Annotated in this window: 10 protein-coding genes; all 10 read right to left on the bottom strand. The window is 38.6% G+C overall.

All coding sequences use genetic code 11. The features are described from left to right. Window positions 1-114 precede the first annotated feature (114 nt). The 10 genes from M4I44_RS18835 to M4I44_RS18790 all read right to left on the bottom strand — a co-directional run bounded on the left by M4I44_RS18835 (window position 115) and on the right by M4I44_RS18790 (window position 18,254). Window positions 115-582 (bottom strand): hypothetical protein, encoded by a 468-nt coding sequence (locus M4I44_RS18835; protein ID WP_249965737.1) that lies wholly within the window; start codon window positions 580-582, stop codon window positions 115-117. An 81-nt stretch (window positions 583-663) separates the two neighbouring features. Further along, window positions 664-2,598 carry an OmpA family protein gene (locus M4I44_RS18830; protein ID WP_249965736.1) on the bottom strand — a complete coding sequence of 645 codons (1,935 nt, stop codon included), beginning with the start codon at window positions 2,596-2,598 and terminating at the stop codon, window positions 664-666. An 11-nt stretch (window positions 2,599-2,609) separates the two neighbouring features. Next, the gene (locus tag M4I44_RS18825) at window positions 2,610-3,527 is read right to left on the bottom strand and encodes a type IX secretion system membrane protein PorP/SprF (protein WP_249965735.1); all 918 of its coding nucleotides are present in this window, start codon (window positions 3,525-3,527) and stop codon (window positions 2,610-2,612) included. Window positions 3,528-3,669: 142 nt separating this feature from the next. Next, complete coding sequence (locus M4I44_RS18820) at window positions 3,670-9,045, bottom strand: gliding motility-associated C-terminal domain-containing protein (RefSeq protein WP_249965734.1); 5,376 nt, start codon at window positions 9,043-9,045, stop codon at window positions 3,670-3,672. Window positions 9,046-9,078: 33 nt separating this feature from the next. Then, on the bottom strand, window positions 9,079-13,461 hold the full coding sequence (locus tag M4I44_RS18815; protein WP_249965733.1) for a PKD-like domain-containing protein: 4,383 nt from the start codon (window positions 13,459-13,461) through the stop codon (window positions 9,079-9,081). Window positions 13,462-14,127: 666 nt separating this feature from the next. Continuing rightward, the gene (locus tag M4I44_RS18810) at window positions 14,128-14,625 is read right to left on the bottom strand and encodes a hypothetical protein (protein WP_070905679.1); all 498 of its coding nucleotides are present in this window, start codon (window positions 14,623-14,625) and stop codon (window positions 14,128-14,130) included. 85 nt (window positions 14,626-14,710) lie between these two features. After that, on the bottom strand, window positions 14,711-15,556 hold the full coding sequence (locus M4I44_RS18805) for a chromate resistance protein ChrB domain-containing protein (RefSeq protein WP_249965732.1): 846 nt from the start codon (window positions 15,554-15,556) through the stop codon (window positions 14,711-14,713). A gap of 302 nt (window positions 15,557-15,858) precedes the next feature. Beyond that, window positions 15,859-16,779 carry a DUF2806 domain-containing protein gene (locus M4I44_RS18800; RefSeq protein ID WP_249965731.1) on the bottom strand — a complete coding sequence of 307 codons (921 nt, stop codon included), beginning with the start codon at window positions 16,777-16,779 and terminating at the stop codon, window positions 15,859-15,861. A 19-nt stretch (window positions 16,780-16,798) separates the two neighbouring features. Further along, window positions 16,799-17,539, bottom strand: coding sequence for a hypothetical protein (locus M4I44_RS18795; protein ID WP_249965730.1), 741 nt, complete (start codon window positions 17,537-17,539; stop codon window positions 16,799-16,801). 304 nt (window positions 17,540-17,843) lie between these two features. After that, window positions 17,844-18,254: a helix-turn-helix domain-containing protein gene (locus M4I44_RS18790; protein WP_070905677.1), complete on the bottom strand. Its 411-nt coding sequence runs from the start codon at window positions 18,252-18,254 to the stop codon at window positions 17,844-17,846. Window positions 18,255-18,407 lie beyond the last annotated feature (153 nt).

The raw sequence follows: 18,407 nt of genomic DNA, 5'->3' as shown, positions 1-18,407 counted from the left end.
ATATTTGCAAATTGGCGCAAAGTCAGAGACATTTGCGCAGCGCGTTAAAAGGGAAAATGATTTCTTATATAAAGAAAGGGGGACTTAGCAAGTCCCCCTTTGTTTTTTTACGTTTTAGTGTTTGCCATTTCCATGCCCTTTTCCGTGCCCATGCCCATTATCTTTATATTCTTTATATTCTTTGTTATTTCCTTTCCCCGGTTTTTGACCAATTGTTTTTTGTGGTTTTCCTTTGTAGCCTTTACCATATTTTACTTTGTGAGTTTTATAATTGTCATAGGGTGAATTGCCTCTGTAATCGGTTAGTACCACTTTATATTCGTTATAAAGGTCATAGTTTCTGTAACTTCTCGGCAAATTTCTAGTTCTGATCCATTTTCCGTTACTTATGTAAATGTAATTGGATGCATTGATGTCGTAGTACATCTCGAGATCCGGTAAATAATAATAACGGACATCTGTATAACCCACAGGACCCCATGCTGGCGGTGTTCCAATATTTACATTAACAGATACCTGTGCCTGTAAAGAGCTTACGGCAATGAATGTCATTGCAATAAAGAAGTATTTTAATGATTTCATGATTTCAAATGGTATTAAATTATTAATAATCTAAAGTAAAACAAAAATCGAACCTAAAATTAATTGATTGGTACTTTTTTATTATAAAGCCGTAATAATAAATTCACTACGTCTGTTCATTTGGTGCTCTTCTTCGGTACAAGGCACTCCATCCGAACATTTGTTTACCAGTTCAGTTTCTCCGTATCCTTTACCTGTTAATCGCTGTGGTGCGATACCATTTTTGATCAGCCATTGTATGGTAGATTTGGCTCTTCTGTCGGATAGGGCTTCATTGTATTTAAATGTTGCCCGACTATCGGTATGAGAACGAATGTCTAATTTCATATTCGGATACTGGTTTAGTACATCAAGTATTTTTTCTAAATCTAAAGCTGCCTCTGTGCGAATGTTTGATTTATCCAGATCAAAATAGATCATTTTAATGCCAAAACATTTACCCAGATCATCACCTATGGTTACCAGACAATCCGATTTTTCCAATGCTATTGATAAGTTTGTTCTTCCATTTTTATTTGAGATCGTTATACTTTCTTCTTTTGTATAATACTTCTCTTTTTCAGCTCTCAGAAAGTAGGTTACCCCACATTCTACCGGAAAAGTGTAGTTTCCGTTTGAATCAGAGTTGACCGTTGCGATTACTTTATTGCTGTCGGAATATAAACTTAGTTTGGTTTGTGGTAAGACTTCTCCCGTAGCCAGGTCAGTTATAGTTCCGTATAGTTCCTGAACGCAGGTTAGTGGAATTCTTTCCAAAAATTGATAAATATCATCGGAACCCTTTCCGCCATCTTTATTGGAACTAAAAAAGCCTTTTTTCGATTTGGTATCGATTATGTAAGCAAAATCATCTTTAGGAGAATTGATATCGGCTCCAAGATTTTGAACATTACTTACGTCGGTATTGCTTAATTTTCCAACAAAAACGTCCAAACCTCCCAGTCCCGGATGTCCGTCTGACGCAAAGTAAATTTCATTTTGATCGTTTATATAGGGAAAGCTTTCTTTTCCTTCGGTGTTAACACCTGGGCCCAAATTCTCAGGAATGCCAAATTCTCCATTACCGTTAATACTAACTTTGTAGAGATCAGATTGTCCTATTGATCCCGGCATATCCGATGCAAAATAGAGTGTTTTTTCGTCAGGACTTAAAGCAGGATGTGCCGTGCTGTAATTATTACTGTCAAAAGGAAGCTCTGTTATATTGGTCCATTCACCGTTTTCAAATGTAGCTTTGTATATTTTTACTAAAGTAATTTTACTTTCATTTTTCCCTTTTTTCCCATTTATATAATTGTTTCTCGTAAAATAAACAGTTTTTCCATCTTTTGTAAAAACAGGAGTCGACTCATGGAATTTGGTATTTATTTTAGATTTGAATTTTTTGGGAGCATTAGGATTAAAATTCTCATCGATATCGGATTGATATAAATTGGTAAAATGCTCACCAGTCCATTTGTGAATTCTTTGACTGAAATTACCGGTATCTCTGGCTGAGGCAAATATAATTTTGTGTTGATAGAAAGCTGTTCCATAATCGGAGTATTTACTGTTTATTCCTGCATTTTCGATAGTGTAGCGGCCCGAATTGGCTTTTATTTTATCCAGATAATTTTTATCTGTTTCATATAGTTTGGCTCTGCTGTCGTTTTTTGATTTTTGTCGGAATAAATCCATCATTTGATTGGCTTTGGCTGTATCTCCGGTTGATTTTAATGATTGTGCATATCGATAGTAATATTCAGGTTCAACTTCAGTATTCTGAGCAAATAATTCGCCATACCATTTTGCTGCTTTTTCGAATTCGGAATTGAAGTAAAAGGAATTACCTAACTTCTTAAAGAGATCTTCTGATTTGTAACCTTTTTCGGCTACTCTCTGATACGTTTTAATTGCATCGATATAGGCATAGTTATCGTATTTTTTGTCTCCGGAAACAATTTTACCCTGTTGCGCAAAACTGTTAGATAAAAAAACACTTACTACGGTGGTGCAAAGGAGTATATATTTTTTCATGATAAAAAATTTTAGAAGAAACGAGGAGTTGTCATTTTACTATTTTTTCTGAAGAATTCATAGCGCAGGAAGATTTCATGCGAACCAGAATTGTAATTGTTTAATTTAGTGGTTTCACGATCGTAACCATATCCTATGTACAGACCATCACTAATCTGAAACCCGGCCATAGCACTAAGCGAGGCACTCCATCTGTAGGCAACACCTACCACAAGTTTATCCATAAACATAAAGTTGGCAGAAACGTCTACCTGAAGCGGAGCTCCCTGAACCATTTTTGTGAGTAAAGCGGGTTTGAATTTGATGTATTGAAGTCTGTCAAGATCAAAAACATACCCGGCTATTAAATAATAATTGATTCTGTCTTTGTAAATGGCATAATCATTATCATCGTACCGATTGGTTTCGATAAAATTAGGTACTGATAAACCAATGTAAGCCTTATCGGAATGCCAATAGACTCCGGCTCCTACATTGGGAGAGAATTTATTGTTCAGGTCCTGAAACTGTGGATCACCCTGGCTTTCCGGATTTAATTTAGTAACATCGAGATTAAAAAAATTGGCTGAGCCTTTAATCCCGAATGAAAGTTTAAAATCTGCAGATGTTTGTATAGTATACGAAAGATCAGCTGAAAAAGTGTTTTCATTTGTAGGCCCAATCTTGTCATTGACCAGCGAAACTCCAACTCCCAAATTGCTATTGTTTATTGGAGTATTTACAGAAAAGGTACTGGTTTTCGGTGCCCCGTCAAGTCCAACCCATTGCGTACGGTATAATCCGAAAATGCTTAATGCTCCTCGTGAGCCCGCATATGCCGGATTGATATTTATGGTATTGTACATATATTGTGTAAACTGCGCATCTTGCTGTGCATAACTTACTATAGCAGTAAATACCAGGACGAAAGAAAGTAATTTTGTTTTCATAGTAGGTAAATTATTTTAGTATTGTCATTGCCTTTTGAATCTTAAAAAATAAGCTGAATGAATTCAGAAATCTATTACATGAGTTTTTCAATTGAAAACCATCCTGATCACTGATGAATTATGCAATCAGGATGGCATCTGCTTATCTGGAAAGATATAAGTATCCGTCTTTTTTGTTCATTTGTATTGCACCATTTCCATCTACGGAGGTGTAATTAAGAATGTAAAAGTAAGTTCCTGTTGGAAGACCATCTGATTGACTTACTGTTGTTCTTCCTCTTGAAATGCCATCAAAAGCATTGGTGGTATTGTTGTAATTTTTAGTATCGAATACTAATACCCCCCAACGGTTGTATATTTCGACACTATTGTCAGGATAACAAGCTGTGTCTTCGATATGGTCGATAACAAATCGGTCGTTTATACCGTCGTTATTAGGAGAGAATGCGTTATGAACCAGTATAGTTCCGCAGGCCAAAACTTTGCAATCATCATTAACCGCAAGGTTTACCACTAAACTTCTTGGACACGCTTCGTCTTTTATTTGATATTCAAATGAATAGTTACCAGTCGGAAGTCCAAAAGTAGTTACAACACTGCCGTTTAGTGCACCGGTATTATTGGTATCAATCCAGGTACCGGTTGTAGAAGTATTTCTAGGCAACGGACCTAACAAATTAACCGTTGAAGTATCGGCATTACAGGCTTCAATTGCAAAAGGAGCTGTCGTAACAATATCATGTACAACTGTTATGGTTTGTACGAGTATTGTTTTATTGCCGGCACAATCGGATAAAGTGTATGTTCTTGTTAAGATATAAGGACTGTTTCCACAACCAGTGCCTCCATTATTAGAATCACTTACGGTTACCGTTACGGTTTGGCTGCAATTATCGGCAGTATTGGTTACGGCTCCCGTATTGGCAACAGGAATATCTGCTATGTTTTGTAAAGTAACATCTGCCGGAATTGTTCCTGTTGGAGGAGTAGTATCCTTAACAGTAATTAGCTGTGTGTAGGAAGTTGTATTACAACTACAATCGCTGCTGGTCCACGTACGGGTCAGTGTATAATTTGTGCTGCATTCATTTTCAATACTGTTTTTTGTTTCAGTATAAACTACCGGCACATTAGCATTACAATTATCTGATGCTGTTATATTAGCCGGTGCAGGAACTTTATCACATGATACTGTAATATTCGCAGGAAGGACTCCATTAAAGACTGGTTTGCTGGTATCTTCGATTGTAATCACCTGAGTGAAAGTATCTGTAATATTGTTGCAATTGTCTTTTGCTACCCAACTGTTTGTATAGGTTCCGGCATTTGCACAAGTAGCAGAGGGTACAAACTGTCCTGTAGTTTTCACGATCGTCACATCGCTATCACAATTATCGGTTGCTACAGGCGCACTGGCTTGTGCAGTTGTCAGCCCTTCGGTATCACTACATTGAATGGTTTTATTCAAACTTCCCGCTAGAGTGGTCCAGGTAGGTTTGGTGGTATCTTCGATAGTGATTACTTGTATAAAAGTATCGGAAGTATTGCCACAATTATCCTTAACGGTCCAGGTATTGGTATAGGTTCCGGAGTTTCCACATGATGTAGAAGCTATAAACTGACCACTAGTTTTAACGATATTGCTCACATCGTTATCACAATTATCGGTTGCTACAGGTGCACTGGCTTGCGCAGCGATTAAACCTGTCGCATCACTACATTGGATCGTAATATCTAAACTTCCCGCTAGAGTAGTCCAGGTAGGTTTGGTGGTATCTTCGATAGTGATTACTTGTGTAAAAGTATCGGAAGTATTGCCACAATTATCCTTAACGGTCCAGGTATTGGTGTAGGTTCCGGAGTTTCCACAAGATTGAGAAGCTACAAACTGACCACTGGTTTTAACGATATTGCTCACATCGCTATCACAATTATCGGTTGCTACAGGCGCACTGGCTTGCGCAGCGATTAAACCTGCCGCATCACTACATTGGATCGTAATATCTAAACTTCCGGCCAGAGTGGTCCAGGTAGGTTTAGTGGTATCTTCGATAGTGATTACTTGTATAAAAGTATCGGAAGTATTGCCGCAATTATCCTTAACGGTCCAGGTATTGGTGTAGGTTCCGGAGTTTCCACAAGACTGAGAAGCTACAAACTGACCACTGGTTTTAACGATATTGGTCACATCGTTATCACAATTATCGGTAGCTACAGGTGCACTGGCTTGCGCAGCAATTAGACCTGCCGCATCGCTACATTGGATTGTAATATCTAAGCTTCCCGTTAGAGTAGTCCAGGTTGGTTTGGTGGTATCTTCGATAGTGATCACCTGTGTAAAAGTATCGGAAGTATTACCACAATTGTCCTTAACGGTCCAGGTATTGGTGTAGGTTCCGGAATTTCCACAAGACTGAGAAGCTACAAACTGACCACTGGTTTTAACGATATTGGTCACATCGTTATCACAATTATCGGTAGCTACAGGTGCACTGGCTTGCGCAGCAATTAGACCTGCCGCATCGCTACATTGGATTGTAATATCTAAGCTTCCCGTTAGAGTAGTCCAGGTTGGTTTGGTGGTATCTTCAATAGTGATTACTTGTGTAAAAGTACCGGAAGTATTACCACAATTATCTACGGCAACCCAAGTATTAGTATAAGTACCGGCATTGCTGCAAGACCCTGAAGCTACAAACTGCCCGCTCGTTTTGGTGTAAGTGACGGTTGAACAATTTGCGGTAGCAGTAGGTGCCTGATTTTGCGCAGCTGTTAATCCAGCAGCATCACTACATTGTAATGTAGTATCTAATGTTCCTGCTTGTGTAATCCAGGTTGGAATAGCAGTATCCTGAACAGTAATTATCTGGGTAAAGACTGTTGAGGTGTTGTTACAAACGTCATTTGCAGTCCAGGTATTGGTGTAAGTTCCTGTACTTCCACAATTTCCTCCTTGAAATTGACCGCTTACTTTGGTATAGGTAACTGTTCCTCCACAATTGTCAGTAGCTACCGGTGCATTAACCTGAGCAGTTGTCAAACCGGCAGTATCACTACATTGCAAAGTTACATCCAATGCAGCTGGAGCCGTTGTCCATGTTGGCGCGGTAGTGTCTTGTATCGTAATGGTTTGAGTAAACACAGTCGATACATTGGTACAAACATCCGTAGCGGTCCAGGTATTGGTATACGTTCCGGAGTTTATGCAGTTTCCTGCAACGAAAGCCCCTGAAACTTTAGTATAACTCACCGTTCCTCCACAATTATCAGTAGCTATTGGAGCATTGGCTTGTGCAGTTGTCAAACCAGCGGTATCACTGCATTGCAAAGTCACATCCAATGCGGCTGGAGCTGTAGTCCATGTTGGCGCTGTAGTGTCTTGAATTGTAATGGTTTGAGTAAACACAGTCGATACATTGGTACAAACATCTGTAGCCGTCCAAGTATTGGTATACGTTCCGGAGTTCACACAGTTTCCAGCCACGAAAGCCCCTGAAACTTTGGTATAACTCACCGTTCCTCCACAATTATCAGTAGCTACCGGTGCATTGGCCTGTGCAGTTGTCAAACCTGCAGTATCGCTACATTCCAAAGTCACATCTAATGCGGCTGGCGCAGTTGTCCATGTTGGCGCGGTAGTATCTTCGATAGTGATTACTTGTGTAAAAGTACCGGAAGTATTACCACAATTATCTACGGCAACCCAAGTATTGGTATAGGTACCGGCATTGCTACAAGATGCCGAAGCCACAAACTGACCACTCGTTTTGGTGTAAGTGACGGTTGAACAATTTGCAGTAGCAGTAGGTGCCTGATTTTGCGCAGCTGTTAATCCAGCAGCATCACTACATTGTAATGTAGTATCTAATGTTCCTGCTTGTGTAATCCAGGTTGGAATAGCAGTATCCTGAACAGTAATTACCTGAGTAAAGACTGTTGAGGTGTTGTTACAAACATCATTTGCAGTCCAGGTATTGGTATAAGTTCCTGTACTTCCACAATTTCCTCCTTGAAATTGACCGCTTACTTTGGTATAGGTAACTGTTCCTCCACAATTGTCAGTAGCTACCGGTGCATTAACCTGAGCAGTTGTCAAACCGGCAGTATCACTACATTGCAAAGTTACATCCAATGCAGCTGGAGCCGTTGTCCATGTTGGCGCGGTAGTGTCTTGAATTGTAATGGTTTGAGTAAACACAGTCGATACATTGGTACAAACATCCGTAGCGGTCCAGGTATTGGTATAAGTTCCGGAGTTTATGCAGTTTCCTGCAACGAAAGCCCCTGAAACTTTGGTGTAACTCACTGTTCCTCCACAATTATCAGTAGCTATTGGAGCATTAGTCTGAGCAGTTGTCAAACCTGCAGTATCGCTACATTCTAAAGTCACATCCAATGCGGCTGGAGCCGTAGTCCATGTTGGCGCTGTAGTATCTTGAATTGTAATGGTTTGAGTAAATACAGTCGATACATTGGTACAAACATCTGTAGCCGTCCAGGTATTGGTATACGTTCCGGAGTTTATGCAGTTTCCTGCAACGAAAGCACCTGAAACTTTGGTGTAACTCACTGTTCCTCCACAATTGTCAGTAACTACCGGTGCATTGGCCTGAGCAGTTGTCAAACCTGCAGTATCACTACATTGCAAAGTCACATCCAATGCGGCTGGAGCCGTAGTCCATGTTGGCGCTGTAGTGTCTTGAATTGTAATGGTTTGAGTAAACACAGTCGATACATTAGTACAAACATCTGTAGCGGTCCAGGTATTGGTATAAGTTCCGGAGTTCACGCAGTTTCCAGCCACGAAAGCCCCTGAAACTTTGGTATAACTCACCGTTGCTCCACAATTGTCAGTAGCTACCGGTGCATTGGCCTGTGCAGTTGTTAAACCTGCAGTATCACTACATTCTAAAGTCACATCCAATGCGGCTGGAGCTGTAGTCCATGTTGGCGCTGTAGTGTCCTGAATTGTAATGGTTTGAGTAAACACAGTCGATACATTGGTACAAACATCTGTAGCCGTCCAAGTATTGGTATAAGTTCCGGAGTTTATGCAGTTTCCTGCAACGAAAGCACCTGAAACTTTGGTATAAGTCACCGTTCCTCCACAATTATCAGTAGCTATTGGAGCATTGGCCTGTGCAGTTGTCAAACCTGCAGTATCACTACATTCTAAAGTTACATCCAATGCGGCTGGAGCTGTAGTCCATGTTGGCGCGGTAGTGTCTTGAATTGTAATGGTTTGAGTAAACACAGTCGATACATTGGTACAAACATCTGTAGCCGTCCAAGTATTGGTATAAGTTCCGGAGTTTATGCAGTTTCCTGCAACGAAAGCCCCTGAAACTTTGGTATAAGTCACCGTTCCTCCACAATTATCAGTAGCTATTGGAGCATTGGCCTGTGCAGTTGTCAAACCTGCAGTATCACTACATTCTAAAGTTACATCCAATGCGGCTGGAGCTGTAGTCCATGTTGGCGCGGTAGTGTCTTGAATTGTAATGGTTTGAGTAAACACAGTCGATACATTGGTACAAACATCTGTAGCCGTCTAAGTATTGGTATAAGTTCCGGAGTTTATGCAGTTTCCGGCAACGAAAGCACCTGAAACTTTGGTGTAACTCACCGTTCCTCCACAATTGTCAGTAGCTACCGGTGCATTGGCCTGAGCAGTTGTCAAACCTGCAGTATCACTACATTGCAAAGTCACATCCAATGCGGCTGGAGCCGTAGTCCATGTTGGCGCTGTAGTGTCTTGAATTGTAATGGTTTGAGTAAATACAGTCGATACATTGGTACAAACATCCGTAGCGGTCCAGGTATTGGTATAAGTTCCGGAGTTTATGCAGTTTCCGGCAACGAAAGCACCTGAAACTTTGGTGTAACTCACCGTTCCTCCACAATTGTCAGTAGCTACCGGTGCATTGGCCTGAGCAGTTGTCAAACCTGCAGTATCACTACATTGCAAAGTCACATCCAATGCGGCTGGAGCCGTAGTCCATGTTGGCGCTGTAGTGTCTTGAATTGTAATGGTTTGAGTAAACACAGTCGATACATTGGTGCAAACATCTGTAGCGGTCCAAGTATTGGTATAAGTTCCGGAGTCTATGCAGTTTCCGGCCACGAAAGTTCCAGAAACTTTGGTATAAGTCACCGTTCCTCCACAATTGTCAGTAGCTACCGGTGCATTGGCCTGAGCAGTTGTCAAACCTGCAGTATCACTACATTGCAAAGTTACATCCAATGCGGCTGGAGCAGTTGTCCATGTTGGTGCTGTAGTGTCCTGAATTGTAATGGTTTGAGTAAATACAGTCGATGCATTGGTACAAACATCTGTAGCCGTCCAAGTATTGGTATAAGTTCCGGAGTTTATGCAGTTTCCTGCAACGAAAGCACCTGAAACTTTGGTATAACTCACTGTTCCTCCACAATTATCAGTAGCTATTGGAGCATTGGCCTGTGCAGTTGTCAAACCGGCAGTATCACTACATTGTAAAGTCACATCCAATGCAGCTGGAGCCGTAGTCCATGTTGGCGCTGTAGTGTCTTGTATCGTAATGGTTTGAGTAAACACAGTCGATACATTGGTACAAACATCTGTAGCCGTCCAGGTATTGGTATACGTTCCGGAGTTTATGCAGTTTCCTGCAACGAAAGCACCTGAAACTTTGGTATAACTCACCGTTCCTCCACAATTATCAGTAGCTACCGGTGCATTGGCCTGAGCAGTTGTCAAACCTGCAGTATCACTACATTCTAAAGTTACATCCAATGCGGCTGGAGCCGTAGTCCATGTTGGCGCTGTAGTGTCTTGAATTGTAATGGTTTGAGTAAACACAGTCGATACATTGGTACAAACATCTGTAGCCGTCCAAGTATTGGTATAAGTTCCGGAGTTTATGCAGTTTCCTGCAACGAAAGCACCTGATGTTTTGGTATAGGTAACTGTTCCTCCACAATTATCAGTAGCTATTGGAGCATTGGCCTGCGCAGTTGTTAAACCGGCAGTATCACTACATTCTAAAGTCACATCCAATGCGGCTGGCGCAGTTGTCCATGTTGGAGCAGTGATATCTTGGACATTAATTATTTTGGTACATGTTGATTCACAACCATTAATGTCTCTGATTACCACAGTTAATGTAAATGGCGCACTACAAGTAGCACCAGTATTTACTAAAACGGTTTGTCCCGAAAGATTACCACTAATAGTAGCATTTCCTGAAATTGACCAGGTGTAATTGCTCATACCTGCAGGTGCTGAATAACTATTAGCTGTTGACGATGGACAAAGTGGACCATCAGATCCAGTAATCAAACATACTGGTAAAGGATTCACCGTAACTGTTACTGTAAAGGTACTTCCTGTACAGGTTCCTGATGTTGGGGTAACGGTGTAAACTACATTTATCGGTGCATTGGTTGTATTGGTTAAGGTTCCGCTGATGTTTGCAGCATTGCTTCCCGCCGCGGCTCCTGAAATTCCAATTACGCTTGGGGCTGCCCAGCTATAAGTAGTGCCAGTCGGAACTGTTCCGTTGGTTCCATTTGCTGGTGTAACTGTAAAATTACCTCCACTGCATATACTGGTCGCCGTTATATTGTTCAGAGCAGGTTTTGGATTTACCGTAACTGTCACTGTAAAAGTACTTCCTGTACAGGTTCCTGATGTTGGAGTTACAGTATAGACTACATTTATCGGCGCATTGGTTGTATTGGTTAAGGTTCCGCTGATGTTAGCAGCATTGCTTCCTGTCGCGGTTCCTGTAATTCCAATTACGCTTGGGGCTGCCCAGCTATAAGTAGTACCAGTCGGAACTGTTCCGTTGGTTCCATTGGCCGGAGTAGTGGTAAAAGTGTCACCACTGCATATACTGGTTGCCGTTATATTGTTCAGAGCAGGTTTCGGATTTACCGTAACTGTCACTGTAAAAGTACTTCCTGTACAGGTTCCTGATGTTGGAGTTACAGTATAGACTACATTTATCGGCGCATTGGTTGTATTGGTTAAGGTTCCGCTGATGTTAGCAGCATTGCTTCCTGCTGCGGTTCCTGTAATTCCAATTACGCTTGGTGCTGCCCAGCTATAAGTAGTACCAGTCGGAACTGTTCCGTTGGTTCCATTGGCCGGAGTAGTGGTAAAAGTGTCACCACTGCATATACTGGTTGCCGTTATATTGTTCAGAGCAGGTTTTGGATTTACCGTAACTGTTACTGTAAAGGTACTTCCTGTACAGGTTCCTGATGTTGGGGTAACGGTGTAAACCACATTTATCGGCGCATTGGTTGTATTGGTTAAGGTTCCGCTGATGTTAGCAGCATTGCTTCCCGCCGCGGTTCCTGTAATTCCAATTACGCTTGGAGCAGCCCAGCTATAAGTAGTACCAGTCGGAACTGTTCCGTTGGTTCCATTGGTCGGAGTAGTGGTAAAAGTGTCACCACTGCATATACTGGTTGCCGTTATATTGTTCAGAGCAGGTTTTGGATTTACCGTAACTGTCACTGTAAAAGCACTTCCTGTACAAGTTCCTGATGTCGGGGTAACGGTGTAAACCACATTTATTGGCGCATTGGTTGTATTGGTTAAGGTTCCGCTGATGTTAGCAGCATTGCTTCCCGCTGCGGTTCCTGTAATTCCAATTACGCTTGGTGCTGCCCAGCTATAAGTAGTGCCAGTCGGAACTGTTCCGTTGGTTCCATTGGCCGGAGTAGTGGTAAAAGTGTCTCCACTACATATACTGGTTGCCGTTATATTGTTCAGAGCAGGTTTCGGATTTACCGTAACTGTCACTGTAAAAGTACTTCCTGTACAGGTTCCTGATGTTGGGGTAACGGTGTAAACCACATTTATCGGCGCATTGGTTGTATTGGTTAAGGTTCCGCTGATGTTTGCAGCATTACTTCCCGCTGCGGTTCCTGTAATTCCAATTACGCTTGGTGCTGCCCAGCTATAAGTAGTACCAGCCGGAACTGTTCCGTTGGTTCCATTGGCCGGAGTAGCGGTAAAAGTACTTCCGCTGCATATAGTAGAAGTCATTGCAGTTATTACCGGTGTCGTACAACATGCAGTTACAGTAATATTGTTAACTGTTTTAGTATTTGGTATAACCTGATTTGTAGGGTCTGATACTGTTAAACTAGCAGAAAATGGACCAGCGGAAGAATAAGTCACAGTATATGGACCTATTGTTGTTAAACTAACCGGAGAAATTGTTGCGGCACCCGGAAATGACCAGCTATAATTAGTATTGGGTTCAACTCCTGTAGAAGTACTGGCGTAAACTACCTTTTGGAATGAGCCTCCATCACAACTTTTAGTAATAGAAAAATCGGCAAAAAGAGGTGTTTTTATAATTATCCCATTTGAATATGCACTACTGCATTTAGGAGGATTACAAGTAATCAGTGAAAGGCTTTGCGAAGGTGTAATAGCCTGTCCGTTTGTTTCCCATCCTAAGTAAATATTTTTTAACTCAAGGGATTGGCCTGCAGTATAGTTTGTAATTTGGGCCATTCGGTATTTGGACCCTGCTGTAATTATGCTTCCTCTAATTTTAATCGTCAACCGGTCTGTTACGGCACCAACAAAATTAGTGTTATCGAAATTTTTTCGAACTCCGCCAACTAAATAGTCAAATTGAAACATCAAGTCGTATTTAGAACTATTGGAGGCAATAGTTACCCATATGTACAAACCGTTTACAGGATTTGAAACATAGGCTAAAGTGGCTACATTTCCAACGTTATCACCTAGATAAACACTCCCAAAAGTAACATCCTGAGCATTACATTGTGAGAGAGAACAAGCTGGAGTCGTGGTTAATGAAGCATTAGTATTATCAAATGTAACATTGGTATTTTGTGAATAAGCAAATATTGTAGAAAGCATTAATAATAAAAAAGCCAGAAATGGAATTAAAGTAATTTTTTTCATAATCTTATTATTTAAATAAACTAGTAACTTATTTCTTGTTAAAATTTAAATAAGAAAAATTGAGATTTTAGTCTATTGCTAGACAATCTGAATATTTAAAAACTATTGATTCACCTAAGCTAACCCTCGGATTGGTTTGTGAATGACTGTATTGTGGTGCGGGACAGAACTAATAAGTCTGTATAAGTAGAGTACTTTTTGCTTTCATACTTTTTAGATTTAAAATTTATGAAATGTTTATTTTTTTAACACAATCAAAGATATGTATATGGTTTTTTATAATACTTTTTAATCTTTAAATAACTTAAAAAGTCGTTAAAAGGGTGTTTTTATGATAAAATGAACCTTAAATTTCTTTATTGTTTCATTTTTAGAAGAAGAGACTGGAGTTATTGTTTTGTATCCGAATGTTTTAAAAGCAGCTGTTCATAGTAGTACTAATTTAATGAGTATACTTAAAACAGCCGCTGCTGCAACAATAATATAGGAGTTCCTGAATTTTCTTTATATAAAGCAACGTAAAAGTTGTAATAATTGCCACTAGAGCCGTTGAAATGTCTATTATACTTCTTTTGGATATTACCATTACAGATATGAGTCAGAGAAATTGTACAGCGCTTGTGAGATACAATTTATAGAGCGGGATTTTCATTCATGATTTGTAAATTAGAATGCAATTCCAAACTGAAAACCGACTGTAAAGGAAGCAGGATGATTATTACCAAAGCGGATGGGTAGGGGGATTGCGGCAAAGTAGCTGCAATTGGTGCTTTTTATTATTGTTTTATTCAAAACAGGCGTAATGCCATATCTTCCGGAGGATTCAAAGGCAGCCCTTCCCGCAAAAGTATATCCGTGCCCCAAGGCTACCAGAACCCCGGGATGAAACAATAAGTTAGTTACTTTGCTGGTACCCTGATCGTCCTTTATATTGGGAACTACCTCAAAAGAAAATCCGATTTTCTCGTTTTTCCAGATATTGATTCCAGTTGGAAATCCTACAGCGTAGTAGTCTCTGAAATTTACTGCAGTTTCATCTTTATTTAAGGTTACCAGAGGATGCAGAATACCAAAATATCCTGTGATTTTAGGATACGTAGTCTGAGAAAAGCACGGAAGGCTAAATAGTAGTAGAATAGAAAGGTGCAGGAATCTTAAAAGCATCGATTTTGTTTTTATAAATTATAGAAACAAAATTACAAGCATTAAACTTCCCTAAATAGAATGCGTTTTACGTTTTGTATAGGGATTACTTTTTTTGGATTTTTTTTCTGTACGCCGACGGATTCTTTCCGGTTTGAAGTTTAAAAATTCTTGTAAAATGGCTTTGATCTGAAAATCCGGTTCGATAGGCAATCTCCGTCAAAGTATAGGTAGTATTCTCAATAAGATTTACCGCTTTTTCAATCCTTTGTTTTCTGACATAGTCCCCGAAATTTAAATCTTCAAAATATTTAGAAAATTCTCTCGACAGGTAGGATGGGTTCAAATCGAGTTCACCCGATATTTTTTTAAGGTCGAAAGTAAACTGAGCATCAATCTGGTCCTGAATAAGATTTTTGAGGTCTTTTACCCAGGATGGTGTTTTTCCGGTTGTTTTTTTGTCTTTAAGAAACTTGTTGTAAACTTCGTGTAGCAGGTTCTCAAAGGGACTGTTCTCCAGATGTTTTTGTTTATATAGATGCGAAGCCCAGCTGTAAAGTGCGTCATAGAGCACCATTCCGGTTTCAAGGAGTTTATAATCATCAGTAATATTATGCGAAAGCCCGGCAGACACCGCCCAGAGTCCGGCAGATTCTTTTGCAATTTCATGACGATCGGTATCAGCCCCGCGTACAATTCGTGCCATGATGGAAATAGCGGGATCTTCAATTTTATATTTTTTTACAATATAATCGAAAGTGCACTGCTCCTGATAATGTGTGAATTCAACATTTGGAATATCAAAAGGAACAGCATTTAATTCTTTTGCTTTGTCCAGAACCTGATCAAAAGGGACGTAAATAAATTCAGCCTCAGGATCCACAAAATTTCTAATAAGCCATGGGCATGCAATTCGGTCTATTTTTGGCCTTTCTCTGGTGATCCATTTCATAAATCAATTGTTTTTTAGAATACGTGCTAAGGTACATTTTTTTATTATTTAAGTATCAGGTAGTGAGAATGCACAGTGCTTGTGAAGTACACTTTATAGAGCGGGGAGAATTTTATTTAACTGAAACAAAATCGTATAAAAATTTATTTTGTTACAAGAAATGGAACAAAATGATAAAAAATAAAAATTTGTTACCGTTTTTGAAACAAATTTTAAAATATAAAAAAATTGTTCACCTGGTAAAATAGAACAATCCTTCGCGAGGGGATAGAAACTACGTAGAGCGGGCAGGGGAGTAAAACTTAATCTATGTCTACAAAATTAGTCAGTACTTTTTGTCCGTCTTGATCTTCTAGTTTACCTACTTTTATTTTTGTATAAGGTGTGGAAAATAATTTTGCTACGAAAAGCAGGTATTTTACATTCGATTCAAATGGAACCAGCGATGATAGTTCACATCCAATTTTTGTAAAATTTAGTATTTTTACGCTACTTTTATTTTTGTTAGCTGTCGTTTCAATAAAAATAGCCATATTACCATTCTCAAATAAGGTAGTGTATGACTTCCTAATACCATTTGTTATAATAGCGAGATCTGGGGTGTGATTTATCAAGCCGAGCTCCATCATCAATAAAATATCTGTATAAGAGATGTTTAGTGCTTTTTCTAGATATGCTTTATCTTCATAAGGAATAAAGTCGCTACTTTGTGATTTAATTCTTAAAGGAACAAATTTTGTAAAAACTTCGGCTTCTTGCTTAGTTAAGTTTTTTAGCACATCTAATGTTCGTAATGAGAATGCTCCTGGATTTTTAACTTCTCCAGAAAGTACTCTTCCCCAAAGTTTTTGCATTTCTTCACTAGAAATGTCTTCTGCTATATTAAAAAATCTAGTTGCCCAATCTGTATCAACTTTCTCAGAACTAACATCAGATTCTTGGTTGATTTGTGTAATAGCAACTTCGATTATATTATCAATGTTTTCTTGTTTTCTTTTCTCTTGAAATAGAAGTTTTTGTTCAATTACATTTAATGTTTCTAATTCAAATAATTTACTTTCTGCTTGTGCTTTTGACTTAGCTCTTTCAATAATTTCTATTTTGTAAGCTTCGGCTTCGGCTTCTTTTCTAATTGCTCTTGGTTTATATAATGTTCCAATGCCCTGGCTAATAACTTCAACAAGTTTTTCTATCGGTTTACCTTCAAATTTTATAAGTTCCATTTTTAATTTATTTTTTAAATTATCTTTTTTCAGAATAAAGATCTATCAATTTTTTTGACAATTCTGCTTTAGTTTCTTCCTTTAATTGTAAATGTGAATCTTTTATTGTTTCAATAATTTGAACAGACATTCCAACGGCGTTAATTCTTTCTAAAACATTGACAAAATCTTTCGCTTGTTCCATTACAGATTTGTATACTATTAAAAATGTTGCTCCGATAAAATTTACAATTAAGCCGGCTATTGCGACAAGAATAGAACCGTTTAAGTTTTTTGGATCATCAAAAACCATTATAGAACCATATATAATTAATCCAAAACCTACTATCATTACCAAAACAGATAAACTAAAAATGGATCTTACTTGGCTAATATTGCGATTGAGATAACTTTCAAGTTTAATTCGGGCTAAATCCCATGCTAACTTTGGCTCGTTTGGATGATTTGCAACCATCTTTTCTTGCTCAACAATTAGTTCTTCATTTTTTTCATTTGAAAGGTTTTGTTCCAAAATAACTCCTATAAATTGCATTATCAAGCCAAGGGTAACTGTTCCCAATACTAAATTCACTAATAAATAATGTAGATCCTTATCTGTTTTTTTTGGGTATAAAATTTCTGTGAAAATACCAATTACAATCCCAGTAATAATAAATATTAATCCTAAGTATAGTAATCGTAATACTGTTTTATGATTGTTCTTTTTTGCACTGAAGAAAGTAGATATAAGTGCATTTGGGAACCGAAAAAATATGTCCATGTTTTGTTAGGTTAGATCGTTTGATAAGTAAGAAAGGTTTAAAGACTATGCATATTATTTTGCTTAAGGCTTTTATTCGAGTTTAAAGTACTACCAAAAATAAAAATATTTATTCTACTTTTTGCCACTCACCGGAGAGCTTTTTAAAAAGTTGTGTAAACATCATTTGACAAACACTTATAAATTTTATTATATGAGCAAAAAATCTAATGATTAATAATATAATTAAACTGAATAATAACATTCCAAAGCAAAAAAAAGAGACTAAAAAAGTCTCTTTGTAAAATTAATATTTTATAAATAATCATTTACCAATCAATTTCTCAAGCCTCGCCATCATTTCATCTTTCTCCTTCAACATGCGCTCGTACAATGCAATTTTTTCTTCGTGAAGTTTTTTTAACTCTTCTAATGGATTGATGTTAAATACAGGTTTAGCATTTCCTATATAAGCCTCTTTTTCAATATTAAACGTATTCGAAATAATATTTATCGCTTGCTCTTCATCAAAATTCTGAAACGCTTCCACCGGAATTTTTAATACAGCTGAGATTTGTTTCAGAAGTTTGTCTTCAATGACATCTTTCTGCTCCAGCATCGAAATTTTTTTTTGGTTCCAGTCTTCGCCCAGATCATAAGCCAATGCTTCCTGTTTGATGTTAAGCATTTCTCTAAAACGTTTTACGTTTCTTCCCTGATGTATTTTCTGTTCCATAACGAATATCAATTTTCTAAAGGCTCAAAGATAACCTCATTTGGGTTAAAAATCCCTGAATTTCAAAGATAAAAAAATATTGGATAACGCGCCTGTTTTGTCAGATATTATACCAATTTTTATTCAGAGTATAATATCAACTTTTCGAATAGA

Source organism: Flavobacterium sp. B183 (assembly GCF_023539155.1).
In the GTDB taxonomy this organism is placed as follows: Bacteria; Bacteroidota; Bacteroidia; order Flavobacteriales; family Flavobacteriaceae; genus Flavobacterium; species Flavobacterium tructae.
Note: the sequence above shows the minus strand (reverse complement) of the source record. Positions and strands in the feature narration are given on the sequence as shown.